Source organism: Dactylosporangium sp. NPDC048998 (assembly GCF_043197855.1).
GTDB lineage: Bacteria > Actinomycetota > Actinomycetes > Mycobacteriales > Micromonosporaceae > Dactylosporangium.
Genome location: NZ_JBICTV010000021.1, coordinates 69,227 through 96,097 on the forward strand (window position 1 = coordinate 69,227; position 26,871 = coordinate 96,097).

At 68.9% G+C, this 26,871-nt stretch carries 27 protein-coding genes and 2 pseudogenes; 11 read left to right on the top strand and 18 right to left on the bottom strand.

The genetic code is table 11. From position 1 onward, the window contains the following. Positions 1 to 93: 93 nt before the first annotated feature. On the top strand, positions 94 to 246 hold the full coding sequence (locus ACGFI8_RS33600) for a hypothetical protein (protein ID WP_392810852.1): 153 nt from the start codon (positions 94 to 96) through the stop codon (positions 244 to 246). Between the two features lie 24 nt (positions 247 to 270). Here the strand turns inward: ACGFI8_RS33600 and ACGFI8_RS33605 are convergent, their stop codons facing one another. Further along, positions 271 to 450, bottom strand: coding sequence for a hypothetical protein (locus ACGFI8_RS33605; protein ID WP_392810853.1), 180 nt, complete (start codon positions 448 to 450; stop codon positions 271 to 273). Positions 451 to 937: 487 nt separating this feature from the next. Further along, complete coding sequence (locus tag ACGFI8_RS33610) at positions 938 to 2,479, bottom strand: carboxypeptidase-like regulatory domain-containing protein (RefSeq protein ID WP_392810854.1); 1,542 nt, start codon at positions 2,477 to 2,479, stop codon at positions 938 to 940. A 155-nt stretch (positions 2,480 to 2,634) separates the two neighbouring features. Here ACGFI8_RS33610 and ACGFI8_RS33615 point away from each other — a divergent pair, with 155 nt between their 5' ends. Then, positions 2,635 to 4,485, top strand: coding sequence for a hypothetical protein (locus ACGFI8_RS33615; RefSeq protein WP_392810855.1), 1,851 nt, complete (start codon positions 2,635 to 2,637; stop codon positions 4,483 to 4,485). Between the two features lie 184 nt (positions 4,486 to 4,669). On the opposite strand, the gene ACGFI8_RS33620 is transcribed toward ACGFI8_RS33615, so the two are convergent. Next, positions 4,670 to 5,350, bottom strand: coding sequence for an MFS transporter (locus ACGFI8_RS33620; protein ID WP_392810856.1), 681 nt, complete (start codon positions 5,348 to 5,350; stop codon positions 4,670 to 4,672). A 104-nt stretch (positions 5,351 to 5,454) separates the two neighbouring features. On the opposite strand from ACGFI8_RS33620, the gene ACGFI8_RS33625 reads away from it, so the two are divergent. Next, complete coding sequence (locus ACGFI8_RS33625) at positions 5,455 to 6,183, top strand: tyrosine-type recombinase/integrase (RefSeq protein WP_392810857.1); 729 nt, start codon at positions 5,455 to 5,457, stop codon at positions 6,181 to 6,183. Between the two features lie 254 nt (positions 6,184 to 6,437). Beyond that, a complete protein-coding gene (locus ACGFI8_RS33630; protein ID WP_392810858.1) occupies positions 6,438 to 6,914 on the top strand; it encodes a hypothetical protein in 477 nt (158 codons plus the stop codon). A gap of 66 nt (positions 6,915 to 6,980) precedes the next feature. On the opposite strand, the gene ACGFI8_RS33635 is transcribed toward ACGFI8_RS33630, so the two are convergent. The 4 genes from ACGFI8_RS33635 to ACGFI8_RS33650 form a co-directional block, all read right to left on the bottom strand. After that, positions 6,981 to 7,391 (bottom strand): DUF4279 domain-containing protein, encoded by a 411-nt coding sequence (locus ACGFI8_RS33635; RefSeq protein WP_392810859.1) that lies wholly within the window; start codon positions 7,389 to 7,391, stop codon positions 6,981 to 6,983. Between the two features lie 485 nt (positions 7,392 to 7,876). After that, complete coding sequence (locus tag ACGFI8_RS33640) at positions 7,877 to 8,947, bottom strand: hypothetical protein (protein WP_392810860.1); 1,071 nt, start codon at positions 8,945 to 8,947, stop codon at positions 7,877 to 7,879. After that, a complete protein-coding gene (locus ACGFI8_RS33645; RefSeq protein WP_392810861.1) occupies positions 8,944 to 9,447 on the bottom strand; it encodes a SigE family RNA polymerase sigma factor in 504 nt (167 codons plus the stop codon). Before ACGFI8_RS33645 ends, ACGFI8_RS33640 begins: the two co-directional genes overlap by 4 nt. 598 nt (positions 9,448 to 10,045) lie before the next feature. Next, on the bottom strand, positions 10,046 to 10,618 hold the full coding sequence (locus ACGFI8_RS33650; protein WP_392810862.1) for a hypothetical protein: 573 nt from the start codon (positions 10,616 to 10,618) through the stop codon (positions 10,046 to 10,048). A gap of 219 nt (positions 10,619 to 10,837) precedes the next feature. Between ACGFI8_RS33650 and ACGFI8_RS33655 the strand changes: the two genes are divergently transcribed. The 3 genes from ACGFI8_RS33655 (at position 10,838) to ACGFI8_RS33665 (ending at position 13,823) form a co-directional block, all read left to right on the top strand. Next, the gene (locus tag ACGFI8_RS33655; protein WP_392810863.1) at positions 10,838 to 11,371 is read left to right on the top strand and encodes a tetratricopeptide repeat protein; all 534 of its coding nucleotides are present in this window, start codon (positions 10,838 to 10,840) and stop codon (positions 11,369 to 11,371) included. Between the two features lie 7 nt (positions 11,372 to 11,378). Then, positions 11,379 to 11,786: a hypothetical protein gene (locus ACGFI8_RS33660; protein WP_392810864.1), complete on the top strand. Its 408-nt coding sequence runs from the start codon at positions 11,379 to 11,381 to the stop codon at positions 11,784 to 11,786. 213 nt (positions 11,787 to 11,999) lie between these two features. Then, a complete protein-coding gene (locus ACGFI8_RS33665; protein ID WP_392810865.1) occupies positions 12,000 to 13,823 on the top strand; it encodes a hypothetical protein in 1,824 nt (607 codons plus the stop codon). Between the two features lie 479 nt (positions 13,824 to 14,302). On the opposite strand, the gene ACGFI8_RS33670 is transcribed toward ACGFI8_RS33665, so the two are convergent. The 4 genes and pseudogenes from ACGFI8_RS33670 to ACGFI8_RS33685 form a co-directional block, all read right to left on the bottom strand. Then, the gene (locus ACGFI8_RS33670; protein WP_392810866.1) at positions 14,303 to 15,202 is read right to left on the bottom strand and encodes a hypothetical protein; all 900 of its coding nucleotides are present in this window, start codon (positions 15,200 to 15,202) and stop codon (positions 14,303 to 14,305) included. A gap of 34 nt (positions 15,203 to 15,236) precedes the next feature. After that, on the bottom strand, positions 15,237 to 15,731 hold the full coding sequence (locus tag ACGFI8_RS33675) for a SigE family RNA polymerase sigma factor (RefSeq protein WP_392810867.1): 495 nt from the start codon (positions 15,729 to 15,731) through the stop codon (positions 15,237 to 15,239). A gap of 76 nt (positions 15,732 to 15,807) precedes the next feature. Continuing rightward, positions 15,808 to 15,936 (bottom strand): annotated as a pseudogene (locus tag ACGFI8_RS33680) (transcriptional regulator); the annotation flags it as partial. Positions 15,937 to 16,083: 147 nt separating this feature from the next. Further along, positions 16,084 to 16,731: a TetR/AcrR family transcriptional regulator C-terminal domain-containing protein gene (locus ACGFI8_RS33685; RefSeq protein WP_392810868.1), complete on the bottom strand. Its 648-nt coding sequence runs from the start codon at positions 16,729 to 16,731 to the stop codon at positions 16,084 to 16,086. A 164-nt stretch (positions 16,732 to 16,895) separates the two neighbouring features. On the opposite strand from ACGFI8_RS33685, the gene ACGFI8_RS33690 reads away from it, so the two are divergent. From ACGFI8_RS33690 to ACGFI8_RS33700, 3 genes are all read left to right on the top strand, one after another. Beyond that, positions 16,896 to 17,447, top strand: a complete 552-nt coding sequence (locus ACGFI8_RS33690; protein ID WP_392810869.1) for a dihydrofolate reductase family protein — start codon at positions 16,896 to 16,898, stop codon at positions 17,445 to 17,447. Positions 17,448 to 17,503: 56 nt separating this feature from the next. Next, complete coding sequence (locus ACGFI8_RS33695; protein ID WP_392810870.1) at positions 17,504 to 18,211, top strand: hypothetical protein; 708 nt, start codon at positions 17,504 to 17,506, stop codon at positions 18,209 to 18,211. Between the two features lie 141 nt (positions 18,212 to 18,352). Continuing rightward, on the top strand, positions 18,353 to 19,708 hold the full coding sequence (locus tag ACGFI8_RS33700) for a VWA domain-containing protein (protein ID WP_392810871.1): 1,356 nt from the start codon (positions 18,353 to 18,355) through the stop codon (positions 19,706 to 19,708). Positions 19,709 to 19,733: 25 nt separating this feature from the next. Here the strand turns inward: ACGFI8_RS33700 and ACGFI8_RS33705 are convergent, their stop codons facing one another. The 4 genes from ACGFI8_RS33705 to ACGFI8_RS33720 all read right to left on the bottom strand — a co-directional run bounded on the left by ACGFI8_RS33705 (position 19,734) and on the right by ACGFI8_RS33720 (position 22,809). Continuing rightward, positions 19,734 to 21,197 carry an Hsp70 family protein gene (locus ACGFI8_RS33705; RefSeq protein ID WP_392810872.1) on the bottom strand — a complete coding sequence of 488 codons (1,464 nt, stop codon included), beginning with the start codon at positions 21,195 to 21,197 and terminating at the stop codon, positions 19,734 to 19,736. 211 nt (positions 21,198 to 21,408) lie between these two features. Continuing rightward, positions 21,409 to 21,882 (bottom strand): SHOCT domain-containing protein, encoded by a 474-nt coding sequence (locus tag ACGFI8_RS33710; RefSeq protein WP_392810932.1) that lies wholly within the window; start codon positions 21,880 to 21,882, stop codon positions 21,409 to 21,411. Between the two features lie 280 nt (positions 21,883 to 22,162). Continuing rightward, entirely contained in the window at positions 22,163 to 22,285 is a 123-nt protein-coding gene (locus ACGFI8_RS33715; RefSeq protein WP_392810873.1) for a hypothetical protein, read from the bottom strand. A 278-nt stretch (positions 22,286 to 22,563) separates the two neighbouring features. Beyond that, on the bottom strand, positions 22,564 to 22,809 hold the full coding sequence (locus ACGFI8_RS33720) for a hypothetical protein (RefSeq protein ID WP_392810874.1): 246 nt from the start codon (positions 22,807 to 22,809) through the stop codon (positions 22,564 to 22,566). 740 nt (positions 22,810 to 23,549) lie between these two features. On the opposite strand from ACGFI8_RS33720, the pseudogene ACGFI8_RS33725 reads away from it, so the two are divergent. Then, positions 23,550 to 24,145 (top strand): annotated as a pseudogene (locus tag ACGFI8_RS33725) (IS6 family transposase); the annotation flags it as partial. Positions 24,146 to 24,415: 270 nt separating this feature from the next. On the opposite strand, the gene ACGFI8_RS33730 reads toward ACGFI8_RS33725, so the two are convergent. The 3 genes from ACGFI8_RS33730 to ACGFI8_RS33740 form a co-directional block, all read right to left on the bottom strand. Beyond that, positions 24,416 to 25,030 (bottom strand): class I SAM-dependent methyltransferase, encoded by a 615-nt coding sequence (locus tag ACGFI8_RS33730; protein ID WP_392810875.1) that lies wholly within the window; start codon positions 25,028 to 25,030, stop codon positions 24,416 to 24,418. 243 nt (positions 25,031 to 25,273) lie between these two features. Next, entirely contained in the window at positions 25,274 to 25,738 is a 465-nt protein-coding gene (locus ACGFI8_RS33735) for a nuclear transport factor 2 family protein (protein WP_392810876.1), read from the bottom strand. A 147-nt stretch (positions 25,739 to 25,885) separates the two neighbouring features. After that, the gene (locus tag ACGFI8_RS33740) at positions 25,886 to 26,776 is read right to left on the bottom strand and encodes a helix-turn-helix transcriptional regulator (protein WP_392810933.1); all 891 of its coding nucleotides are present in this window, start codon (positions 26,774 to 26,776) and stop codon (positions 25,886 to 25,888) included. Positions 26,777 to 26,871 lie beyond the last annotated feature (95 nt).

Here is a 26,871-nt window from a genome sequence, read left to right on the forward strand (position 1 = left end):
GTTGAGCCGGCGGGGCCGCACCACGACCAGGCCGAGTGGTGACGCGTTCTTGGAGTGGGTCGAGGACTTTTCGTAGGTCGGAGATGGTCCGGCGTGCTCGGCGAGCCACGCCTGTTCCGCGCCGACGGCGCCGTGGTCATCTCCGCACACCAGGCCAAGCTGTACGACAAGGACTGGCACCTGCTGCGCACCTACCCGCTCCCGGCCGCAGAGACCGGCGACACGTGGCTGTACTACTGGCCCTGACCCGGTCTGCCGACGACAGGATGGTCAACAAGGAATGATGAGCTTGCTGGCCGCGGCGACCTCGACGTGCTCCTCCGTGAGCCGGTCGAGGTCGATCTGTTCGCCAACGACGGGATTCCCGGGGCCACGTCGTTGCCAAATGGCCGGGAACGCCAGCCTGAGACTGCGGGCGACGGTCGCGCTGCTGCGGTCCCAGGTGGACACCCGCAACGCACCACCCGCCCCCGCCATGTCCTGGCTGGGGGAGACCATCGTCCACGGCGAGGACGTCTTCCGCGCCCTCGGGCCGTACCGCGACCACCCGGTCGAGCACGTGGTCGCGGTCGCCGACTTTTCTACGCCGGCAGCAACCTGCTCATCGGGGCGAAGAAGCGCATCACCGGAGTCACACTGCGCGCGACCGACGCCGAATGGAGCCACGGCACCGGACCGGAGGTCGCCGGACCGATGATCGCGCTGGTCATGGCCATGACCGGACGCGCGCAGGCCCTCGACGACCTCACCGGCGACGGCATCGCCGTCCTTCGCGACCGCACCTGACGCGGCCAGGCGATCCGACCGCCAGCGCCGACCCTCCGCCCGTCGCGCGACCGGCGCCGCCTCCCGATACGGAGGTTGTCTCCAGAGGCAACGTATGACGACTCGCGGCCCGCGCCCTCTCCAGGTGCGGGCCGCGATGTGGTGCGGTGCGTCAGGCGGGATCGGGCAAGACGATCTTTACCGTGACGGTGCGGTCGCTTCTCAGCTTGATGGTGTCCGCCGAGGCGTCGTCCGCGCCGCCGACCCAGCCTGCCCGCCAGGGCGAGTCCGGGACGTAGTGGATGTGCACGTTCTGCATGCCGACGCCATGGATGGTCCAGCCCTGATATGTGTCGGAGCTCCGGACGAAGTCGCCGGTGCGCGCGTTGTACACGTCCACCGAGAACCAGCCGGTGTACGCCTGCCCGTCCGCGCTCGTGACCTTCAGCGTGAAGGGCGCGTCCGCGTGGGTCAGCGTCGCGTCCAGAACTGTCGGCTGGTCCTTGCCCGCCTGGATCAGCGTCGCCGCCTTACGATCGGTCGCGTCGCCTGACCATTTGCCCACGTACGGGTTGCCGGCCCAGGTGTAGAAGTTGGAGAACAGCACCGGCCACTTGTAGGGGCCGAGGTTGGACAGCGTGTACGTCCCGTCGCCGGAGTACCCGCACGCCTTGCCGATCCCGTACGCCGTCTTGCTCGGCAGGACCTGGGCACAACCGTCGTTGATCGGCGCACCCGTGTCCGCGTCCCGGACCGTTCCTGTGATCGACGCCGCAGGGTCAAGACGCACCTGCGGCGCGACCGTCAGCGCTCCGGCGGTCGTGTGCAGGAGCTGCGCCTGGTACTGGCTGCCGGTGCCGCCCGTCGCGCCGACCCACTGGATCCCGTGCACGCCGTCTTCGGGCACGACCAGCAGCGTGTAGTCGGCGGCGGGCAGCTCGCCCAGGGTGACGCGACCGAGCTCGTCGGTGTAGTTCACGCCGTACTGGCACGTCTGGTCGTCGACGCCGCCGAAGGTGAGGGTCAGGGCCGCAACGCAAACGTACGGGACGGGATCGCCCGTTGCGCGGTCCACCACCGTCGTCGTGATCGCGACGGTCGGCTTCAGGGCGACATCCAGCCGCGTGACCTGGCCCAGCGTGATCGAGACGTTTCCGATTGCCTGCCTGGCGTGCAGCCCATCGGAGGACTTGATGTAGACCGTCCGCGGCCCGCCGTCAAAGTCGGTCAGGCGCATGACGCCCCCCGTCGCGCCGCACTGGTACGGGTCCTGGTACACACCGGCGCAGAACTTGTCGACGGGCCGGCCGGTCACGGCGTCCTTCGCGTGGATCTCGACGTAACCGGGCAGCAGCATGGTCTCGTCGACCACGACGTGGTCGCCCGCCGCGACGCTGACCACGGTTGCCGAGGAGAACCCCAGCTTCTGGTGCGCCCACTGGAATCGTCCGGCGAAGCCGAACTGCATCTTGTAGGTCCCGGGCGCCACGCCGGTGAAGGCGTAGTCACCGTCTGCTGTCGAGATCGCCTGCCCGGCCGCGATCCCGCCGGTGGTGAAGAGATTGACCGTCACCGCGCCGGTGGCTTCCTTGGTGACGTGGCCGGTGATCGTCGCCCCGGCTTCCTCGGCGTATGCGCTGGGGGCCATGGTCATCGAGACGGCCATGGCCGCGACGACCAAGGCTGCACCCCAGGTGCGCCCTTTATTGCTCATGTGTTCCCCGTTCAGTTGCGGAATGTCGATCCGGCATGGAGGCTACTCCACGCGCGCTTCCTTTGTGGTCCGCCAGGAATGCGGTCGGCGGCGGGTGCGAGAGATCGATACGATGCGGTCCAGGTCACCACCCGTTCCGGCAGAAGGGATACAACTTGATCACTGAGACCCGCGAGTTTCGGGGGCGCGGGCAGATCGCGGCGAAGGCCCTCGTCGTCACGGCGGTCGCTGCTGCGGCCATCCTGGCGGCGGCGCCGGCGAACGCAGCCGAGCCGCACTTCTCCTTCACCCCTTCCTTCCTCGCGTACACCGACTCGGCGACGCCCGGCACGACGAGCTTCTACCCCAGCGGCAACCTGCCGGTCGGGGCGAACGTCGTCGACGGGGTCACGCACAAGACCCGCGTCTACTTCGGCTTCGACATCGGGAACGTGCAGCGCGTACGCCTGACGACAGCAAAGCTCGTCGTCAGCGAACTCTCGGCCACCGACTGCACCAAGCCACGCGAGTTGAGCGCGAGGTCGGTCGCGGAGTTCACCGCTGCTAACACCTGGGCCAACCCACCCGCCACGAGCGGAAAAGCCGTGGCGGCGGTCGCTGACTCGGCGGACTGTGCTTCCCGCATCAGGTTCGATCTGACGGAGGCGCTCGACACCGCCCTGAAGGGCGGCAAGTCCCGGCTGTGGATCGAGCTGCGTGTGGCCGGCGGCGACGAGAACAAGCCGGCCTTCGGCCGCTACCTGTATCAGAACTCGTACAACTTCGAAGTGACGCTCACCAACACGCCGCCGAAGACACCGACGAGGCTGACCTACGGCGACGGGACGGCGTGCTCCGCCGGCACGTACTACACCGGCTACGACCTCTCCTTCAACGCCGACCAGACCGACGCCGACCGCAACCCCCCGGACGCCCTCAAGAGCGAGATCGAATATTGGCCGCTGAGCAATCCGGGTAACGTCACCTCGCTCCCCACGAGCCAGGGAAGCGGAGGCGACGGCGTCTTCGGCTCCGCCTACCTCCGGGTGAGCCAGGTCGCGGAGGGCGCGTACGCCTGGCACGCGCGCACATACGACCAGCGGGCATACTCCGACTGGAGTGCGTCGTGCCCCTTCACGGTGGACAAGACCAAGCCGAACGCGCCGACGGTCTCGTCGCCGGAATATCCGGAGAACCCTCCGGCACCCACGGGTGAGGCCGGCCACGAGGGAACGTTCCTGTTCACGGCGAACGGCTCGGACGACGTGATGGAATTCCTCTACGGCACGTCGCCCTACAGCCTTTACAACCGCGTGCCCGCCGACCAGCTCGGTGGGGCAGCCACCATCCAGTGGCGGCCGTGGGGCTCCGGTGAGCAGTCGCTGTACGTGGCGAGCCTCGACCGGGCCCACAACCTGTCGCCTGTGCGGGAGTACAAGTTCAACGTCCGCACCTACGGGGTGACGGTATGGCCGACCGGGCAGGCGCCCGATCCCGCCGGGTCCCGGGGCGTTGTGGTCACGTTGCACTTCACCACGCAGGTGGGCAACGGGCTCACGAAGATCGCGTATGCGATCGACGGGGGTGCCCAGCAGTTCGCTTCGGTGGGCGCCGACGGCGTCGTCGACGCCGTGACAACGCCCGTGGCCGCCGGCGAGCACACGCTGACGTACAGCGGGCTCGACGGTGCCGGTACATCGCACTTCGACTCCACCACCACCTTCTACGCGAGCGACGAGCCGGCGGTGACGTCGGACGGCGTCTACCCGATCGACGGCTCGGGCGGTGGCGTCGGGGTGGAGGGCGTCTTCACGGTCACGCCCTACCTTGGCGTGGACGTGCAGGACGTGCAGTACTTCACCACGGCGGACTCCACCAACGTGACGGTTCCGATCGACACCGACGGCAAGGCACGCATCCACTGGACGCCCACCCAGTCCGGCTGGACCTACTTCTGGGTGAAGGTTCGCTACACCGACGGCACCATCTCGTGGTACCACTCGTTCTCGGTGACCGTGAACGGCTGATCGCCATGAAACCATGGGCCCGGACGCAACAAGGTCCGGGCCCATACGTTTGACACCCGGTCCGGTCGGTCCTACGTCTGCCGCTGGACGAGTGCGGGCTCCTCCCCATCGGGGTGTGCCCGCGGCTGTGGGGATGCCTGGACATGGTCGGGAGGGCCTGACGCGGGGGGCTGCGCGGGGCGGGTCAGCAGCACAGCGCTGAACCGGCGGTCACCACCACGGTCGCCAGCAACCGCAACCGGTAGTCCACCACGGTGATCAACATCGCGCCGAGCGCGATGGAGACGTTCTGCGGGGTGAGGATCTGCAGGTTGCCGGCGGCGTTGACGCGGCCTTGCAGGCGAGGTGGGGTGTGGCGTTGCAGCGCCGTGCTGAAGCCGACGACGAACCAGGCCAGTGCGACGCCGTTGACAACGGCAGCGACCAACACGACGGGTGTGGACCGCGTGGTGAAGACGAGGCTGCTGGTCGCGAAGCCGGCCATGGCCAGGCCCACCAGCCGCGCCTCGCCGAGCGTGCGGCAGAGCCGGGCGACGGTCAGGCCGGCGGCGATCCCGCCGAGTCCCTGAACACTCGTCAGCACCCCGAAGAACGGTGGCCGGCCGAGGCCCTGGTCGATGATGGCGAACGCCACGGTCTCGTAGAGACCGAGTACGGCGAACGCGACCGCAGCTGCGGCAGTCACCTGCGCGAGGAGGTCGACCGCGCGGATGTGGCGGAACCCGGCTACGAACTCACGGCCGGAAGGCCCCCCGGGGCGGGCTGGCTCTTCTGGACTCGAATGCCGGCCAGGACGGTAACCGCGACGGCGAACGTTGCGGGTGCCGACAATGTCGTCCGCCCTGGTCACGGCTACTCTGACCACGAGGCCAGGATCTTGCGCAGGTCGACATCTGCGGATGCATCGGATCGCCGCCGATGACTGGGCGATGATGCCTGGCTGCGCTACTCCGACTGGCCTACCTCGGCGTGACCAACGCGCTCGCGCTGCTGCGGCTGCTACCCATGAGCGACAGCGCCAAGGATGCCGAGATCCTGGCCCTCCGCCACCAGATCACCGTGCTCGAACGGCACCTGCTGGTCCGCACGCCACGGACGTTGCCGCGCACCCTCGAACCGGGCCAGGTCGATGCGTTGCTGGCGGCGTTACGGACCTATCGGGACCGGGCGATGGCCGAGGCGATGGTGCTGGGCGGGCTACGCCGCTGCGAGGTGCTCAGGCTGCGGCTGACCGATGTGCAAGTGGCGGCGCGGCGGGTGTTCCTCGCCGAGGGCAAGGGCGGCCACCAGCGGCAGATTCCCGTGTCCGGCCGGTTCTTCGCCTCGGCGGCAGCCTATCTCGATCGGGAACGCCCTTCCGATGCTGTCAGCGACCGGGTGTTCGTGGTCCTCAAAGGGCCGCGGCGGGGCCGGCCGCTGCCCCCGGCAGGGTTGGACCAGGCTACGCCAAAATCGCCAACCGCACCGTCGCCGACGAATACTTCGCCGTCACAGAAAAAGTCGAAGCCCTCTACCAGCAAGGAAAACCACTGCCCGCGGACACGATCGGCCCGCGCATGGCACGCCTGCGCCGCGAACACCACCGGCTCCTCGGCAACGGCTACTGCACCCGCCCACCCGAACTCGACTGCGCCTTCGAAGCCATCTGCGAAACCTGCACCTTCTTCCAGACCAGCATCGAGTTCCGCCCCACCCTGATCCGCCAACGCGACCACGCCACCGAACACCACCAGACTCACCGCGCCGACCTGTTCGAACGGCTCCTCACCCACCTCGACGAACAGGCATCATGATCGACTTGACACGGATTACCTGCGTAATGCTGATGACCGGATGCCGAGGTGCATCGGCGAACCCATGATCGTCAGCAATGTTGCCGCCGCCAGCGGGCTGTCCGCCATCATGAGTGATTGGCCTTGCGCGCAGGGCCAGGGACGGTAGAGAATCTGAACGTGTTCAAAAGTTCGTCGACCAGCACGGCCGTGGGTGTCGCGATGGCGGGTCTCGTTGCTGCCTGCTGCGCGGTCCTGGCCTGCTGCGTCGGGGCGTGGGTCTTCCTTGGTCCGGTGAACTACTTTGGCTGCGGCGCCGAACGGCCCGACAACATTTCCGAGGCCGATCTCATCGGTACCTACGAGACCCGGGATGGTGCCCGTCTGGAACTCCAGACGGGCAACTTGCTCGTTGCGACCGCGCTCGCTACGGACTTCATGGACGGACCGCTGAATCTTTCTGGACCTGGGGAGTGGCACCTGCAATCGGCCAATGCATCCCAGGGCGACATCGACCTGAGCCTGACCGCGGAGGGAAGATCAGGCTCTTTTGGTACGTCCTTGTATATTTCCGGCACTCGGAAGCAGCCCTGGCTGTACTGGTTTGACGGCGACCCAGACGGATGCAACTTGTATCGCTTCGACAGGATTGCGTGACGTCGCATCGGAAGCGCCGACAACAGACGCGCTCCATCCTCATCTGCCGCGATGAGAGCGAGCGGTTCACTCCTCGTCGCTGTCGTAGATGTCCAGCATCAGCGGGGCGCCCACCTGCGTGAGGCGGGCCAGGAGCGGCGGTTCGATCCAGACCATGTTCCCCATGGGCTTGGCCGTTACCAGGCACGACCAGCGCACGGTGCCGCCAAGCGCTTCGAGCTGCCGGAGGGTATGAATCATCGGCTCGATGATGTCGAGCAGCGACTCCAGATGGGCGGCCAGCTGTTCGGTCTCGCCGATGTGACTCGTCAGCTCCCACGTCGCGTGTTCGCGCCGTTTGCCGTCAGGGAACCGTTGAGAGATCGGCTCTCCCCGCTCAACTACGTGTGTGGGCCGAATGCCAAGCCGCCGCGTAATTTCCTCGCCAGTAATGGCCTCACTGTGAACGACGAACGACGCACGGGCTCGGGACGGCACAGCGATATCCTGACAGACGTCACAGTTCCAAGCCGTCGCCGCCCTCGCCGACGTCCTCATCTTCCGCGATCAGCTCGCTGCGGAACGTCGCGGCAAGTTGGGTCGCCCGACTCCCTGTCGTGCCGATGACCGCGTGCCGGGTCGCGATGTGAGAAATTTCGTTGCAAGTCGGGTTTCTTCGGCGAACGATCGGGTGTCGTGTCGATCGTGGGTATGGACGCTGACATCCCGGCTGGTGGGGTGGTCGTGGTCATCGATGTCATTCGTGCCTTCACGACGGCCGCTATTGCCTTTGAGCGTGGCGTGACTCCCCGAGCCGCGCTTGCCGTCTTCGCGATCTGCGCCGTCGACGCCGCCACCCACACCACCGCTACCGACGTGATCGACCTGACCGTCAACGGGACCCGCCGCCTGATCAACATGCGTGTTCCGAGCGGTACCACGACGCGACCCGCCGGAATGTCAGCTCGCCCCGGGCCGCGGGGTCAGCCCAGCCAGCCGGTGTCGGCGCGCATGGTGGGGTCGACCGAGTCGGCGGCGCGCAGCAGTTGGTCCTCGGGCATCCGCACGCCGCCGGGGCCACCGGCGACGTAGTTGCACACGCTCAACCAGAGGCCGCCGGGCTGCTCGGCCGCCACGCACTGACGGGGAGCGGTCCCGTCCGCACCCTCCTCGACGACCAGCCGGCCCGGGCGCCCGCCGACCTGCACCGCCGTGCCACCCTCGGGCACGTCGGTGGTGCGCCCGAGCCTCACCCGCAGGGCGGCGGCCGGTTGGTCCGGATCGGACACCGTCAGATCGGCGTCCCAGTCCGCCGGGCCGGCGCCACCGTATTCATACATGGTGGAGCGCGGCTCGAACGGGGTCCAGCGGACCACCAGCGGCTGCGGCAACGGCGTCGGGTCCGGGCGGACGGAGGTGGCCACGTGCAGCAGGTCCGCCTGTGCGGTGACCGAGTTCGTCTCGATCTTGAGCTGGCCCCCCGTTCCGTCCGGCCAGGCCAGGCTCACCGCTGGGTTGTCGCCGAACGGGCCGCTGTACCAGCCCTGGACGCCGCCGACGTCGACCGGCGTGCCGCCGGTCACCTGCGGCGCCGGCATGCTGGTCACCCTGATGAACGGGACGCTGTCCAGGAGCTGGCCGCTGGGGCCGAGCGGCGCCTTGGCCCACGTCCGGAGCGTGAAGACGCCCGTACTGTTGCGTACGACCTGCCGGCGCCGCTCGTGGAAGCCGGCCGGCAGCCAGCCCGGCACGTGGGAGCGGGTGACGTCCGGCTGCGCCGACCGTACGGCCGCCGGGCTGGGGGAGGAACTGGGGGAGGAGGGCACGTCCGCCGGGAGCTTGCTGACCGCCCCGCCGCCGTGCGGCGCGAACACGAGCGCCGCCAGCACGGCCACCGCGGCGAGCACGGCGCCGCCGGCCATGCCGATGCGCCGCCGGCGGGCCTGCCGGACGAGCCGGGCCGGCAGCGCGCGCCGAACCCGGTCCGGGTCGGGCGCTTCCGCGGCGCGCCGTAGCTGCGCCTCGCGCAGCAACTGCTCGAGTCGGTCGCTCATGACGGCTCTCCCATCTGCGCGAGGGCGGCGGGCAGCGCCTCGCGCAGGGTGGTCATGGCCCGGTCCAGGTGCGTGCGGACGGTACTGACCCGGCAGCCCAGCTGGTCGGCGATCACCTCGACGGACAGATCCTCGTAGAACCGCAGCGCGATGACGACGCGCTGCCGGGGCGGCAGGGTGCTGACCACCCGGATGACGGCGTCGCGGTCGTCGTACTGGCCGGTCGGGTCCGGCAGCGGCGCGACGAGCCCGTCCAGCGCCTCGCTGTGGTGCAGCAGCCGCGCCCGCCGTCGCCGCCGCCAGGACAGGAACTCGTTGACCACCATCCGGTGCACGTACTGCTCCGGTGCCTCCAGCCGGTCGATGCGTGACCACCGCGGCTGGGCCCGGACCAGCACGTTCTGCACGACGTCCTCGGCCAGGTCGGGGTCCCAGGTGACGACGGTGGCATATCGGATCAGCGCACCCAGCCGCGCGGCCACGAACTCCTCGAACGTCACGGTCAAGAAACGCCGCGGCGGCGCCGGAACTGCTACCCGCGAGCCAAGATTTTTTTCCAGGACTGCACGAGCAGTCAGAACGCAACGCCGACGCCGGGCACGAGCAGGACGAGCCCGACCATCATTGCCCCGCCAACCTGGTCAAGACTCTTCTGACCGTATCCACCGGCGTCGCGCTGCCGGTGGATACGAGGGTGTCGGCTATGCAACGCGGCGAGGCGGCGAAGCCGGTTTCCCGGGTGCCCGTGCTCACGTGATGGCGTTGACTGCGTCGGGCCGCACCGCGTGTTGGTGCTGACCGGTGATCGACTGGCAGTCGTTGATCCCGAAACAGCCTTCTGGCTCGTAATGCAGGACGGTGCTGCCGTGCTGTGCACCGGGCGCGTAGCAACGATCCCGTCCTCAACCCCACAGCCGCAGCCGTCGCCCTGCTCGCACGCGAACTCACCGCGGCATTGAACGGGTAACTTGGCACCGACGCGCCCATCACGGATCGCGACCAGACAATCAATCGTCCCAGACGGGAGCGCATCGCTACAAGATCACGTGCACTGTCATGCCGCGATCCGGCGCACTGGGTCCAGGCGTCAGTGCGCCGTCAGCCCTGGTCCGTGAAGTCGACCGGGCTTGCGGACGTTCGCAGTGGCAACCAGGCTGGCCACCACGGAGGTCGACCGGCCGGACAGCGTGCGTGGATGTACTGGCCGTGCGGAGGGCTTACGTTCAGCACCAGGTCCGTGGTGAAGGCGCCGCCGAGCAGGAGTAGTCCGGCCAGGCATGCGGCGATGGCCCGGACGCGGCGGTGACGGGCTGCGAGGAACCGCCACGCCAGCCAGAAACCGGCCGGGAAGCAGCAGGGGTAGAGCACCAGGAACAGCAAGCCGCTGCCGACAAGGCTGAACCGAGGGGAGTCGGCGATGTCGTACGCTGGAGGCCAAGGCATGTTCATGCAGTACGTCCAGGCGTCTTGGATGATCCGGAAGGCCAAGATCTCAGCCGCGAATCCGAGCGGCACCCCGACGAGCCGGACTGCGCTACAGATCTGCTCGTCGCCAATGAGCGCAAGGACCGCGACCGCGTCGCCGCTGACAAACCGTCGCGATCTTGGTGTCCGCTCATACGGCTGTCCGCTCGCCCTCATGTGGTGTGAGGCGGCCAGGCTCACGGACATGCCGAGTAATAGTGCCCCTGATCTTGGCCAACGTTCGACGCACCCGACGTACGTCCAGCGAGGCGCTCAAAATCGCTGGTACGTCAGGTACCCGCCCAACAGCCCGACCGGGCTATACCGAAGCCGGTGTACGCCGCGATTGCACGCTCACGGGCAGGCGTGATTGCTGCTGGCGTGACGCGAGGCGGGCGGAGAGTGTGTGCGTGCTTTCATGTCCGGGTGGACGACGCGGAGCAGTGGTTTCGGCGGGGCGACGAGCTTGCCGATGAGGGTGGACCGGCCGAGGTCGAAGCGTTGGCGCTGCTGAGTGCGGCGGTGGCGGCAGGGCACGGGCCAGCCCGAGTGCGGCTGGCCGTGTTTCTGCTCCATCAGTATTCGGATGCCGATGCCGCGTCGCACACGGAGGCTTTGCGGCTGCTGGACGAGGCGGTGGCGGCCCATGTGCCGGGTGCCCGGAACATGCTCGGCGTCACGCTTTGGGACGACGGCGGGTTGGACGACGCCGAGGATTACCTGCGGGCCGCGGTCGCGGACGGGGATCCGGACGCGCCGATGAACTTGGCTGGGCTGTTACACCAGAAGGGTGACGACGCTGCGGCGTTTGCACTGCTGAGGCAGGCGGCTGAGCGTGGCGACGGGCCAGCCTACCGGATCGTGATGCGGTCGCCACTGTCCGAGCGCGCCGGTTGGACGGATCGCTGGCGGTCGGTGCGGCGTACAGGCCCCGGGCCGGCTGCTCCCGACGAGAGATGATCGGTGCATGGATCCGATCGTGCTTGACCGGCGATTCCGGGTGTGGCGCTACGGCGTAGGCCATTCACAATTGTTGCTGCACGCCCACGCCGGCGCCGCCGACGCCGAGCATCTCAATGTCCTGTTCGAGGACGTCCGCGCCGTCAAGCTGCGCTCGTCCTACCAGCCGCTGATCCTGCGGCCAGCCGACGGCCCGGCGCGCAACGACATCCTGGATTTCGCCGGTCTACCCGAGCGACATCAACACCGGTTCCTGAGTTTGACTCTGTCAACCCGGCCAGAGATCGGGTTCGTCCTGTGCGCGCGGGTAACTGTTCTGGCGGTAAGCAAGACCAACGGCCAAGCTCCGCTTCGTGCATGGCCGGACGAGGCGCGAGTCGTTCATACGCTCCACTACCGTGATCAGGTGTCCTGATCTGCCGCGGGTGGTGCGCGCGCTGGTCACGTCTTGAGATGTTCTGTAGGGCTGGCCGGCGAGGAGTTCAGAACCGGCGGCGTGGTCGTCAGCGGGGATGCCGGCTGGGACGTTCTGCGCCGCCGGTCAACGGTGGTCACCGTTGCACACGGGCCGACCGTGTTGGATCATGCAGCGGCGGTACGTCAGACGCCCGCCGAAAGGGGACGAGCCGTGGGACTTTGGGCGGCGTACGTGCTGGTACCCACCGCGGCCGCACCAGCTGACGCGGAGGATTGGGCGACCGGTGCCGGCACGGTCGAGGGCTGGTCGGTCTTCGTGCGCCGCCACGCTGATCCGACGGAACCGGCCGCTGCCTGGTCGGCGGTCCGGGGCCCGATGCTGACCGCCGTGGTCCAGGACAGCGATGTCGCGGCGCTGCTCGGCTGGTACGACGGTGAGGAATGGTTTGGGTGCCTGCTCAACGGCTCGGACGAGGAGGGGCCCGACGAGGCGGCCCGGGCTGAGCGGCGCCGGCCGAAGGTCGAGGCCATGCTCGCCTGGGCCGGGGCGGCCGGGCTCGCCGGCGCCGACGGCGGCCGGCTCGACGACATCCTCGCGCGGGGGTACGTCTTCGCGGAGCAGGGCCTCTTCGCCGCGCTGGCTGAGCTGGCGGTGATCGGGCCTGGGGCGGCGATCGAGCAGGTCAGCCCGCGGCCGCGTCGGACGAGGCCGCAACCGCCGGAGCCGGGCGGCGCCGAGGAACCGCCGCCGCGGTACCCGTTGACCATGGCCGACGGCGACGGGAGCGGCCTGCCGCAGCGGACGCAGACCGTCCACCTCGCGGCCGCGATCGACCACGCCGACCCCTCGTGGGACGCGTTCGTCGTCGCCAACGAGTTGGAGCGCTGGGGCCGGCCCGGCTGCGTGCTCGTGACGTCCCTGACGCCGATCGCGGCCGGCATGCTGGACAGCCGCGGGGGCTGGCAGACCGTGCTGGCCACCGAGCCCCCAGTCGACCTGTTCTGCACATACGGAGCAATCGGCACCGAGGACCGGCTGCCGGCGCTGGGCCCCTGGCACCTGGTACCGCCGGAGTGCACCGACGTGGCGACTGCGGTGCGGTGGGCACGGGCGAACGTCGCGGCCGACCTGGAGCCCCCGGCACCCGATCTCGAGGCCCTGCACACGCCCGAGGCGGCGGTATGGGTCGGGGAATCATTTCACGGCCCTGCGATGCCGCGGATCCGCCGATGCGAGTCGCGCCTTGGCTGCGTGCTGTACACGTACGCTGACCTCACGGAACGGCTCGCCGAGCTCGCCGGGTGGCTCGAGGCGGCGCATCGGGCGCTCATCGACCCGATGCCCTCCGGCGTTCGTCGCCGCATCACGACGCAGTCCGTGCTCGGGCGCTGGTCGAACCCCGCCGGCGACGCGGCACACTGGCAGCGAGCGCTCGAGCGGTTTCGCGCCGGGGAGCTGCTATATCTCGAAGCCGAGGCCGAGCAGCTCAGCGGGGCGGGCACGCCGTCGATGTACCGCCGCAGCAACCTCATCAAGGTGGAGCTCCGCCCAGCCCGCGCCGAGGTGGCCGGTCCACTGCCGGCTGACTGCCCGGCGAGCGTCGAGACCAGCGTCGCGCGGTCGCTGCTGGACCACGTCGATGGCGGGATCGACACCGTGCGGCGGCTGGCGAGCCTCGCCGCCCCCGCCGCCGAAGCGGTCACCGGCTACGCGCACGCCGGCGGCCAGTACTGGCAAGCCTCACCGTTCGAACAGCGCACCGGCGCCCGATGGCGCGGCGAGCGGCTGGACGCGATGAGCCGGGGCGTGCACTGGGGCAACCTGATCGGCCCCGGCCATCTGGCCGCGATCGGCGGGCTCCGCGTCCTGCAAGAGCTCCACGCGGAAGGCCGGATCACCCGACTTGAGCCATGGCCGGACGGCCTGTGGTGGTTCGAGGCCACCGACGACCCGTTCGAGCCCCGTATACATCACGTTGACGGCCTCGCCGGGTCGCTCGCGAGCATCATCGGCCAGGGGTTCACCCGTCCCTGACGCTGTCGGCGTCGTCTGTCGGCTGCCCCTGCCGACGGCGTGGCGGTGATGCCGTCCAGGGATGGCAGTGTCCGGGCCACGTGGCAGCCTTCCGGTTTAGTCCGTCCAGCCGTGTCAGCAGCGGGCATGCACGACGTTCCGGTCCGCTCTCGGAGGCCAAAAGTCCAGGCCACCACCGTCCTTTGAGCGCGGGGACCGGGAATCTCGGGTCGTTCCTGCCGGATGCCGGTGTTCAAGCCGGTGAGTTAGCGCTGGTGTGGTGGCTGTGGGCTGGTGCGAGGGGATGTGGTTGGCCGGTCAAGGCGACGAGGGCGGCGGCGACGCTTTGGAGGTCGGCGCGGATGTAGGTGGTGGTTGCTGGTCCGGTGGTGTCGCCGATCAAACTACGTGGGCGGCGCCGCGCCGACCTGAGAGTTTTGCCGGTACCTCGCGCCGCCCCGTACCCACGCGTGGCGGTCCGGGGCGGCGCGGATCGGCGGTCAGGAGGCCGCGACGTGGAAGGCCGGGTCCAGGGCGAGCGCGGCCAGCTGAGCGTCGTCGAACGGCAGCGCCGCCAGCTGCGGACCGCTGCTGGCGGGCGGGCCGAAGTAGCTCCGTTTGGACTCCGCGACGTAGACGACCGTGCCGTCCGGGTAGGCGTAGGCCGACCACTTGTCGATCCGCTGGCCGACCCGCTGGTCGGGCAGGTCGTTGACGCCGCCGCTGGCCACGGCGACGGCCTGGCCGCCGCTCGGCACCACGCCGCAGCCCGACGGCTTGGTCCAGAAGCCACTCGCGATGTCGCACGGGGTCGCGCCGGTGCGCAGGCCCGGCTCGTACACCTGCACGATCAGCCGCCCGGCGGCGCCGTCCTTGCGAATCTCGATCGAGGCCAGGTAGCTCCAAGCGTCCCGGTCGCCGACCTTGTTCTCGAACTGCGCCTGCTCGTCGCTTACCTTCGAGTCGGGCGAAATGGTGTACCCGGCCGGCACGAGCGTGGTCAGGTGTGCGCGCAGTGCCTTCGCGGCGTCGGCCTTCACCCCGGCCCGGGCCGTGTGGTCCTCCTGGGGCGAGCCGTTGGGGCCGGTGGGCGAGACGGGCTTGGTCTCGCTGCCGGCGGGCAGCGGGGAGGCGCTTGCATTGCCGGGCACCGGGGGGTTGATGGTGGGCGTGCCGCTGGCGCCGACCGGCTGCGGGGCGCCCGCGCCGGCCGAGGCGGCGGCGACGCCCACCGCGGTCAGCGCGGCCAGGCCGGCCGCGCCGACGGCGCCGCCCGCGAGCGTGCGGCGCCGGGCCGCCCGGCGGCCCGCGCGCAGGGCATCCGCCGGCGACATGCTGGGCGGGGCGGCGCTGTCGTCGAGGGCGTGCCGCAGCGACGCCCGGAACTGCTGATCGTCCATGATGTTTTTCGCGCTCTCTTCGTGGCTGCGGGTGTCAGTCGGTGGTGTACGTCGGGCTGAGGTGGGCGCGCAGGGTCTGCAGTCCCCGTGCGGCCTGGCTCTTCACCGTGCCCGCCGAGCAGCCCAGCAGCTCGGCGGTCTCCTCGACAGAGAGGTCCTCCCAGTACCGCAGGACGAGCACGGCGCGTTGCCGCGACGGCACGGACGCCAGCGCGGCGAGCACCGCGACCCGGTCCTCGGGCCCGGACTGCAGGGCGACCGGCTCCGGCGGCGACTCGCTCGTGCGCACGCGCCGCCACCACCCGAGCCGCCGCTCGTCGAGGAACGTCCGTACGAGCGTGCGCCGGACGTACCCGTCGAGCACCTCGTGCCGCGCGACCCGGTTCCAGGCGAGGTACAGCTTCGTGAACGCCGTCTGGGTGAGGTCCTCGGCCCGGTGCCAGTCTCCGCACAGCAGGAACGCCGTGCCGCGCATCGCGTCCGACCGCGCGGCGAAGTATTCGGCGAACGCCGTGTCCCGATCCGTCATGCGCTACTCACGGTCCCGGAGCCCCGCCCGGTTGCACCGCGCCCGCAAAATTTCAGGCGGGCGCGCGCAGCAGGTGCAGCAGGCCGGGGAAGCGGCGCTCCAGATCGTCGTGGCATAGCGTGACCAGCCGGCGGGTGCCGTGCACGCGGGTGTGGATCAGGCCGGCGTCGCGCAGGACCTTCACTTGATGCGACATGGTCGACTTATCGCGCGTAGCGGCCGGCCGCGGGGTCGTCCAGTTGTGGTTGAGCATGAGGTCGGTCAGCAGGTCCGGCGGACGATCGGATGCGGTCGTGCTGGTGGTTCGACCAGCCCGGACGCATCACCGGTGGACGGTGATGCCGCAAGGGGCTCAGGCTGTGGTCGGGCCGTAGGCGGCGAGGAAGACCTCAACGGCGGCGTGGGCAATCCGTTTCAGCTCGCGCGCCGATGGCAAGGACTCCGTGCCGGCGAACATCGCCTGGTTCATCGGCTGGTACATCACGAGGCCGGTGAACTGATACGCCGCTCTCCGCGGGTCGGTCAGCGGCCGCAATAACCCGCGGCCAGCCATCTCCTGCAGTGACTCACCGAGGATCACCACCGCCCGGTCGAACCCCCGCTCAAACCATGCTCCCCCAACCGCAGGGAACCGGTCCGCCTCTGCGATGACGAGACGCCGCAGGCGAAGCACGTCTGCCGAGAGAAGCCCACGCAGCCAGTCCTCAGCGACCGCGCGCAGGGCCACCTGGGCGTCAGTTGACCGTTCGAGCAGGGTCACGGTGGACGCGAGCCGCTCGACTGTGCCCAGCGTCATTTCCAGAATGACCTCGGCGAACAGCTTCTGCTTGTCGCCGTACATCTTGTAGACCGTCTGCTTGGACACAGCAGCAAGGGCGGCGATCTCGTCGGTGGTCGCCCCGACGTATCCATTGCGCGTAAAGACATCCGCAGCAGCCGCCATGATCGCCTGACGCTGCCGGGTGGCCCGGTCAGGCACTGCGCGTTGCTCGACGCCCACTTGGCCCCCAACGCTTCGGGTAGCGGGGTGGACAGGCCCACCCGGGTGTGCGTAGCGTACCATGCAGTACTCCTGGAACTGATCGGTACTACCGGTACCAGACGGTACTACTAGTATTGTGTTGGACCGAACAATGCTGTCCCTACTGGCATCAGGAGATCTGCATGGGTGAGATCAAGGCCGGACTGTTCGTGTCGCTCGACGGGGTCACTGAGGCTCCCGAGACGTGGCACTTCCCGTACTTCGACGACGAGATGGGGGCAGCCGTTGGTGCGTTGATGGCCACAGACGCCAACTTGTTCGGGCGGGTTACCTACGCCGAGATGGCGGCGCACTGGCCGAACGCCGACGCCGCTGACCCGATGACGGCGATGATGAACGGTGCTCGCAAGTACGTCGTCTCCAACACGCTCGCGTCGGCCGACTGGGAGAACACCACGCTGATTACCGGGGATGTCGCCGCTGAGGAACTCGCCAAGCTCAAGCAGGACAACCGCATCGGTGTCACCGGCAGCGGCACGCTGGTGCGCTGGCTGCTCGAGCAGCGGCTCCTCGATGAACTGCACTTGCTGGTGCACCCAATCGTGGTCGGCCACGGGAAGCGGCTCTTCCCGGACGGTGCCACGTTCCCTCTGAAGCTGGTCTCGTCCACCGCGTTCGCCAGCGGCGTGCTCCACCTGGTCTATGCCGCGGCCGACGAACCGGCCCAGGGCTGAGCACCCCGATGGCCTCTCCGAGCCCCATCGTGTCGCGGATCCATGATGAGGCGCCGATGCGCCAGGCCCGCAACTCCGCGGCATTCTGGGCCGCGACCGGAGAAGCTCGAGGACACGACGTCGTCAGCCGCCGTGCATTCCTCGCGGTGGTCGGCGACGAACGGTCAGGAACGCGGGTGCTGATCCAGGAGCCCGGTCTCGAGGCGGAAGAGGTTGCCGAGATCAACGACCTCGCCGTCCGCGCTGTAGGACCCGTTGACGTGGAGGATCCGTACTCCTCGACCGACCTGAGCCAGCTTGGGCTGCGTAGCTGGCAGATGCCCGTCATGGTGCGGCCGCCAGGGCCAGCCGCGCAACCCCCGACCGAAGTCCGCCGCGTGCGGAGTGAGGGGGACCTGTACGCCGCGGAGCAGATCGTGATCGGCAGCTTCGAGCTGACAACGTTCGAGCCTCATCGGCCCGCGGAGCTGTTCCCGGCAAGCCTCATCGATCATCCTGGCATCGACGTCTTCTTGGCCATCGCTGACGGTCGCGCCGCCGGAGCCTGTGTGGTCGTCGCGGCCGACGGGCTCGGCAGCCATTACTGGGTCGGCACGCCGGCAGTGTTCCGCTCCCGCGGGATCGGGCGAGCCGTCATGCTCGCGTCCATCAACTATCTCCATCACCTGCCCCTCACCCTCACCGCATCCAAACTCGGGCGTCCGCTCTACGAGTCGCTCGGGTACACCGTTGCCGGCACGTCGACCTGGTATTCATCGCGATGAAACGGGCAGTACCCCAGTGCTCCAGCCAGCCGAAGGTCCGCGCGGCGCGGCCGGGACGTACGGCAGTCGAGCACACCAGGGCCACGATGCCGGCTGCCATGAGCGCATGCATGAGCACAAAGAACACCTGTCCGAGCTGGAATGCATGCGTCGACAGCGGGTAGCTCACCCGGCGCCGAGGCGTTCGGCTGGCCGAACCGCGAGTTCGGGTGGAGCGACGTGCTGGCGCTGGCGTCCGATCCGCAGGGGTGGGGCCGGTACGGCCATCCCGAGTGGGGGCGCTTCTACTTCGGCAAGGACAACCCGCACCGGTCCACGTCCGGCCTGGCCGCGACGGTGGCCACGTACTACGCGGCGACCGGCCTGTCCCGCGAACTGACGGCGGCCGACCTCACCCAGCCCAATGTGATCAACTTCGTTCGCGGGGTCGAAGCCGGCGTCCTGCACTACACCGACGATGCGGTGAAGTTCCTCGCCAACTTGGCCGAAGCCGACGCCAAGGGCGCCGCGATGTCGTACGTGAGCGCCGTCGTGCATCAGGAGCAGCTCACCTTCCTCTACAACAAGGGCAACACCACCGGCGACCCGAAGGTGAAAGGCAAGGCGCCCACGGTGCCGCTCGTGCCGATGGTGCCGCGGGACGGCACGCTGATGCTCGACCACCCGTACGTGGTGCTGCCTTCGGCCAGTGACGCACAACGGGAAGCGGCCGCGGACTTCCTCGCGTTCCTGCAGCAACCAGCTCAGCAGGCCGTGTTCGCGGCGATGGGCTTCCGCGACCACCAGGGCAACGCCGGCCCCGAATTGGCGCAGACCCTGCAGATTCCGGCCGGGCAGAAGCTCAGCCTGATCCAGTCACCCGTCGGAGAGGTCCTGGACAAGATCCTCGCCGGCTGGGACGACCTGCGGAAGAAGGCGAGGGTGCTGCTCGTCCTCGACGTCTCGGGCTCGATGAAGGAGAAGGCGGCCGGTGACATCAGCAAGCTGGAAGCCGCGAAGAACGCGGCAATCGCGAGCCTCGACCTGCTGCATCCCGACGACGAGGTGGCACTGTGGACGTTCTCGGGGCAGCGACCAAACGGTGCGCAGCCCTACACCGAGCGGCTGCCGACGTCGCGCATCCGTGACGCGAAGGAGAAACTCACCGGCATCATCCGGGCGCTGAGCGCCGATGGCGGCACGGCCCTGTACCACACGACCCGGGCCGCCGATCTATACATGCGGGAACGGCTGGACGCCGACCGCATCAACGCGGTCGTGCTGCTCACCGATGGGCGCAACGAGTATCCGGCCGACAACGACCGGGCGAAGCTGCTCCGCGACCTGGACGGGTCACGCCTGGAGAACTCGGTTCGCATCTTCGGTATCGCCTTCGGTGGTGAGGCCGACCTGGACACGCTCGAACAGATCGCGAAAGTGTCGCGGGCAGCCGCCTACGACGCGAGCGACCCGGCCAGCGTCGACAAGATATTCAGCTCGGTGCTGAGCAATTTCTAGCGGGCAACGTCCGACAACCGCGTCTTCAGCGGTCGAACACGATACCGAGTGCCACCCGCACCGTATGCACGATCACGGTGACCACGGCTCCCGCAGTCAGCACGGCCGCCGCGCTCGCACCGGCGAGGCCGCCGACCATGCCGCTCAGGGCACCGAGCAGCACGGCCGCTACCACACTCCACGGATCGGTGAGGTGGCGGCGGATCGATCGTCCGCGCCCCGGTTCGACGGCCTCGTCGACGCGCGACGCGCGGCCTGCCGTCGTCGAGGCCGGCGATAGCTGCATGACCCGCTGCGGCGAGCCCTGCGGCACGGGTGACGGGCCGGCGGCCGTTCCATGCGCCTGCGCAACGTTCTCCTCCGACCCGGCACCGGCGGGTAGCATCATCGTGACGCCGGTCGGCGTGCGTTCCTCGCACGCGTCGAGCAGGATCAGTGAACCCTCCGCCACCACGAGCTCGGGCTGCTCCAGAACCGTCGGCGGCATCCCGAACGCGCGGTGCAGCAGCGTCGCAACGAGTGGGACGCGGCTCGACCCGCCGACGAGGAAGATGCCACCGACGTCTGACAGCCCTATGCCCGCGCTCCGCACCGCGGCGCGGGTGACCGCGACCGTCCGCGCGATGACCGGTTCGGCGAGCTGCTCGAACTCGTCCCGGCTCACCGGAACGGTGTCGTCCAGGACCGGCAGGTGCACCAGCGTCTGCGAACGCCGGCTCAACGACTCCTTGGCCAGCCGAACGTCCTCCCACAGCTGCCACCGGGCACGACGGTCGGCGGCGGTGGCCGGTCGTTGCAACCGGTCCCAAGCGTCCGGGGCCCGCTGCGCGATCAGCCGGCCCAGGTGCTCCACCAACGCGGCGTCCAGGTCCAGGCCGCCCACCTCGGGCAGTCCTTCACTGGCCAGTACCGTCAGCGCTCCTCCGGGGCCGCGCCGAACCACACCGGCGTCGAACGTGCCTGCCCCGAAGTCGTACACCACCGCGCACTGACCCGCGCCGACCCGGCCGACCTGGCCGAGGAAGTAGGCGGCGGCAGCGATCGGCTCCGACACGAGTATCGGGCCCGGCAGGCCGGCGCGGACGGCCGCAGCGGTCAACCGGCTCAACCGCGACGTGCCCCAGATCTCCGGATGCGTGACAACGACACGATCCGGGAGCTGGCCGACGACCTGCCGCGCCTCCGACGCCACACGTCCCAGCACGGCGGCGACCAGGTCGACCACGTCGGTCTCGTAGCCGCCGAGCAGGACGATCCCGTCTGCCATCCTTCGCTTCGGGTTGGGCTCGTATCGATCCGGATGCACCCGCGCCGACCGCACGGCTTCGGCACCGGACAACACGTCGCCGGGGCCTTCCAGGAGTACCGCCGACGGCAGTAACGGTGACCCATCGAAGAGCAGGGAACGTGCTTCACCGCCGCCGCGACGCACCATGGCCACGGTGTTGAAGGTGCCGAAGTCAATCCCGAGCAGCACGCCGTGAGACATCGTTGCAGCGTACGCGGCCGTCGCATTTCCGTCCCGCCTTGATCGGTGCGTCCTGATGGCTCGGGGCGCGTTCAGAAAAACGCGGGAGTACGCGACGGGCGCGTCTGACCCCACAATGGGCGTCGCGCGGACCGCATTGGCAGCAGCCGACTCACTCGCAGTCACTGACGACGAGGTCCGGATCGACCTGACCTGCGCACCGGGACGATGCCTACATCTCGGCCAGGATCTTCGCCTTCGCCTGTTCGTACTCGGCTGGCGACAGCGCACCGGAGTCCCGCAGAGACTGCAGCATGGTCAACCTGACGAGCGGGTCCATAGTCGGGGCGGGCTGCGCGGTGCCGGGCCCGGCCGTGAACAATTGCCCGTCGTTGATGGTGACCAGCGCGCCGAACGGCGGTGCCACCGGACCAGCGTTACCAACAGGGTGCGGGTGCGGCGGCGGGACAGGCGCCGGCTGCCGGAACCGTAGTCGGCCCAGGATGAAGCTGGCGAGGCTGCCGATGATGGCGAGGGGCAGGATGAACGCCCATTTGCCGGTCCCCGGCGGGCACTGCCGGGCAGAGACGTAGTTGCCCCCGGACGCGCAGGAGCCGCCCCGGACCAGCTGGAAGAGCGCGAAGAGCGCGACGCCCAGGCAGACGACGCCGAGCAGGAAGCCGATCGTGGAACGGACTCGATACATCACAGCGTGACCGTACAGATCAAGCGTTCCATCCGCGTCGTTGCGTACGGAATGCGACCCATCTTCACGACCACCCGCGTTGGAGTGTCGATGATGCTTGACGGCTTCGCCTCCGCAGAGGTCAGGCGTACGCGTCTTGGAACCTGATGTCGAGCGGTCCTGTCCACTGTGTACAGTGCCACAGCACATGCTCCAGGCTGTAGGGTTCTCACGACCACAGAGTCAGCCACGGTTGGGTGCACGAATCTTCCGCGATCAGGGTGGTCGGGAACGCCAGTGGTCACACGCCGGTGGGATACAGCTTGAGGTGCTCGGCCACCACGACAACGGCCGTTCCGGGTGGGACGTCGATGGAGCCGTCGTCAACCTGGACCTGCAGAAGTCCGTTGGCTATCCGGACCATCAGGAGCTCCTGCTCCTGCAGCTCGACGTTCCCTCGTAGCTGGGGCCCTCGCGCAGCGTCGCTTCAGCGCCGTCCATCGCGATCGAGCACGGCGTCGATGTTCAGCTCAACGTCGACGAGCTCGCCGGCGTTGGGCGGCAGGCCAACCCACTCGGCCTGCGTTCCTTCCGCTCCGCCGTGACGACGGCGAGACACTCGAAAGCTGATTCGGCAACGCATGACCAGCGCAAAACGCGAGGCGGGCGGCTCGGGCTGGCTACTGCCCGCACTGGGCGCGGCTACGCCGCCCGCCACCGCGGCTGCTTCTCCCCGGCCTTCAACGTGCACCGCATCTTCGTGCCGGCTGACGTGTACCCGATGCCACCTTCCGGCGAGCAGAACGCGCCCGGGTGCACGATCGGCCCCGGCGCTGGCGGCTGGGTGGTTTTCGGCGCCGGCGGTTTCGTCGTCTTCGTCGGCTCGGGCGTGGCCTTCTTGGTGGTCGCCCCAGGTGCCGGGACGCCGGGCGGGGCGACGGACGGCACGGTAGCCGTGTCGACGGGCGACGGCGATGGGCTCGGTGATGCGCTCTGGCTTGGGCTTTCGGACACCATGGGCCCGACCAGGTTGTTCTGCTCGGCCGGGGCGCGTCGGGGCCGCAGCCGGCGAGGGCGAGCACGGCGGCGAGGGCGATGAGACGGCGGATGGTCACCGCCGGATCGTCTACCCGGTGGGAGCCGGAATGTCATCGGCGAAGCGGCAGACGGTGGGTGCGGGTTTGGACTGCACGCGGCGGGTAGTAGGCGGAAGCCGGGGCGGGCCGAGCGGGATGTGAAGGGCCGCCCCGGCGGACGGGATAGTTGTAGGCAGTTCGGCGACAAGCGCCGGCGGGCAGAATCTGGGGGTTTCCCTGCCCGCCGGCGCCCACGAGTTCAAGGGGCGCCGCCCGGATGCGCACGGTGACTGAATGTGCACCGTACGGGAAAGATCGCCGTTCGCCACACCCGCGCCTTCAGCTTCGGGAAGATGTGGCCTGGGCCGGCGCGACGGCCAGGTGGCTCCATCGGAGTCGCCGCCTTCCGCAGCACGGCAGCCGTCGCGCCGGCCGTGAACGGCACGACGCCCCAGTCCGAAGGCCCGGGGCGAAGGCGGACGGCTCGGGGCGTCGCAACCGGACGGTGCCGGAAGGGCCCGACAGCAGGCCTGACGGGCTCTGTTGCATTGACCGTGGGCAAGATCGAGGCAGGCTTGAGCGATGAAGGTCGCTGCCCACCAACGCCCGATGATGCAGCCGAGGTCAGCGTTCGCCGGGTTCCGATTTCCGCCTGAGGTGATTGTGGTCGCGGTCCGCTGGTACCTGCGATTCGGCCTGTCCTACCGTGACGTTGAGGAGCTGCTGCTCGAGCGTGGTGTCGAGGTCGACCACGTGACGGTGTTCCGGTGGGTGCAGCGGTTCGTGCCGCTGCTGGCCGACGCGGCCAGGTTCTGCCGGCATTCGCCTGGTGACAGGTGGTCGTTGATGAAACATACGTGAAGGTCAGCGGGGTCTGGCGGTATGTCTACCGCGCCGTGGATCAGTACGGCCAAGTCATCGACGTGCTCGTCTCGGCCCGCCGCGACGCCGCTGCGGCACGCCGGTTCTTCCGACGTGCCCTGAAGATGCTCAACGTGAAGCCCAGCGAGGTCGTCTCTGATGCCGCGCCGGTCTACCCGGCGGTGCTCGATGAACTCGTCCCGTCGGCGTGGCACCACATCGAGCGCTACGCCAACAACCCGATCGAAGCCGACCACGGCCAGCTCAAGCACCGCCTGAGACCGATGCGCGGCCTACGCACCGACCGAACAGCCACTGTGATCATCGCCGGGCACGCCTTCCTGCAGACCGCGACACAGAAGCCGCCGATCGCCGCGCCGAAGTGGCCCTCCGCCAGGTAGTGCGCGGGCTCATCGGCGACGGCGCCGAACGCGACGACAAACGTCAGGTCGTAGAGAAGCTCTTGCGGGGTCGCGGTCCTGTGCGCCTCGTTCGGGTCGCGGCCCGACAGCGGCCAGCGTCGATGGTTCCTGCCGAGGCCCGTGTCAGCCATGCGGAATCCTCCCAGCCGCATCAGGAGCGTCGGCATGAGACGGTGAGCCTCGGGCGCAGAAACACTAGACGGTACGCCGCTGAACCGCAGTGTGTGGCCGCCGGCAGAAGTAGACGAATGCTGGTGGCAGGTTGCCCCACACTGTCCGGCCGGGCACGACCTCCTCGAATCCTGAGGCGAGGGATCGTCGGAATCGGCGGGCCGGCGGGGCCCACCGTGTGTGCGTGTACGCGAACGTGGTGAACACGCCGTCCGGGGCGAGGGTGTCGGTGACGGCGCTGAGCAGGTCGTCTTGTTGGGTCGGCGCGAACGCCGCCCACGGTAGCCCGCTCACGATCACGTCGGCGGAGCGGTGGCCGCGCTGCGCGAGCACCTCGCGCAGGCTCCGGGCGTCCGCGACGGCGACGTCCACCCGTGGATAGCGGGCGGCCAGCAGCCCGGCAAGCCGGCCGTTGATCTCGATGGCCAGGTGGTGGCCGCGGCCGGCGAGCCGTCGCTGGATGGCATTCGTGAACGCACCGGTGCCGGGGCCGAGTTCGACGACCACTGGGGTGCCGGTGCGTGGCACGGGAGCGGTGACCACGTCGGCCAGCGGCTCGCCGCTCGGCGTGACGGCGGCGACCGTGAACGGGTCACGGAGGAACTCCCGTACGAACACCACGCGGTCATCGGTACTCATGGGTCGGCTCCTCGGTTAGCTGGCGTTCGAGCGGGGGCCGGCGGACTGGGCGCAGTTGGCGGCGGCACCGGGATGGCGGGCTGGGGGAGACGGCCTGTCCTCGGTGTCGCCGATGGTCTGCTGCAGCTAGAGCGTCAACCGGGCTCCGGCGTAACCGCCGTGTCCGCTTGGTCCGGCAAACGCGAGGCGAGGTCGGTCACGGGCCGGCAGAGCCTGCGATTCGAGGGCCCGGCCTCGGTGGTCTTACGGGGTTGACGTGCGACTATCTGTCCAGTCGACGATGAGGTTGCGCTCGGCGAAGTACCAGGCGCCGTCGATCTTCACGAAGGTGTCCAGGTACCGTAGCGAGGCGATCATGATCTTCCGTTCGCCGTCGACCGTGAAGAGGTGGTGTGCGAGCGTGTAGCTTTCGCCGGTCGCCTTGTCGCCGTCGAGGGTGATCGTGCTCTGGCCGTTGAAGTGCGTTGTGGCCTCGTACTGACGCAGATCGGCGAACACCGGGGTCAGCGCTTCGCGACCGTCCAGGGCGTATGTCGGCTCTGAGCCTTCGCCGGCCATGTATACGACGAAACGGGTGTCCTCAGTGAACAGCGCCTTTTGGCCTTCGCTGTCGCGACGGTCCGCGCAGTGCGCGTAGGCATCGAACAGTTCGCGAATTGCGAGCCGGTCTGCCGCCTCGGCGGGGCTCAGTTCCGACGGTGTGGTCATAGGTGACGTGCCTTCCCAAATTTGCGTGACGGCACCAGGCGTCGCACATCGTCCAAGCTGATGTCCCAGATCTGATCCCGTTGCCGTTGGCGCCGGCCGCGCCGATGTCCAGCCTGCGGCAGTCAGCCGGCACAAGCCAGGTAGCAGCTATCCACGGATCAACGGCGACCCGTCAGCCAGCTCAGCGGGGATCTGGTTGGCGGTGGGACGCGACTGGGCTTCGACCATGGAGAGCAGTTGGAGGCGTTCGGCGCTATCGGTGCCGGGGGTCGCGGTGAGGACAATCAGGACCTGCGCCTGGCTTTCAGCGACGAGGGACTGGCACTCCAACTCCATCAGGCCGACTTCGGGGTGGACGATCCGCTTGTGGTCGCTGCGGCGGACCGCGACCTCGTGCTGGCGCCACAACCCGGCGAACTCCTCACTGTCGGCGATCAGCGCGCCGACCAGTGCCGTGACCTGCGCATCGTTGCCCCGCCGGGCCAGCACGGACCGCAGATGGGCGACCAACACCCGGCTCTCATGGTCGTGGTCGTCGCGCGGGTACCGCTGGCGGGCGGTGGCATCGGTGAACCACCGGTACAGCATGCTGCGGGCGGAACCGACGAACCCCCGCTGGTCGCCAAACAACGCCACCGCCAGCCGGTTCTGCACCAGCACCTCGCCGAGGTCGGTGGCGACCATCGACGGCGTGTCATCCAACCGGTCCAACACCCGCATCAGCCCGGGACTGACACGATCCGACGTTGCGTGCCGCCGCGGCACATCGTGCCCGGCCAGCCGGAAGAGATGGTCACGCTCCTCAAGGCTGAGCCGCAACGCCCGCGCGATCGACGCCACCATCTGCTCCGAGGGCTGCGAGGTCCGCTGCTGCTCCAACCGGGCGTAGTAGTCGACCGACATGTTCGCCAGCGCTGCCACCTCTTCCCGGCGCAACCCAGCCGTCCGCCGCCGAGCACCTAGCCGCAGCCCAACATCATCCGGGCGCAACGCCGCGCGGCGAACACGCAGAAACTCGGCCAACTGGGCCCTGTCCATCTCGTCCACCGCCCCAGCCTGACAGCACACCCAAACCCTATCCACGGAATGCTGTTCCCTGGATAAGACGTGTCCTATTTGCTCTGACGGTCTAC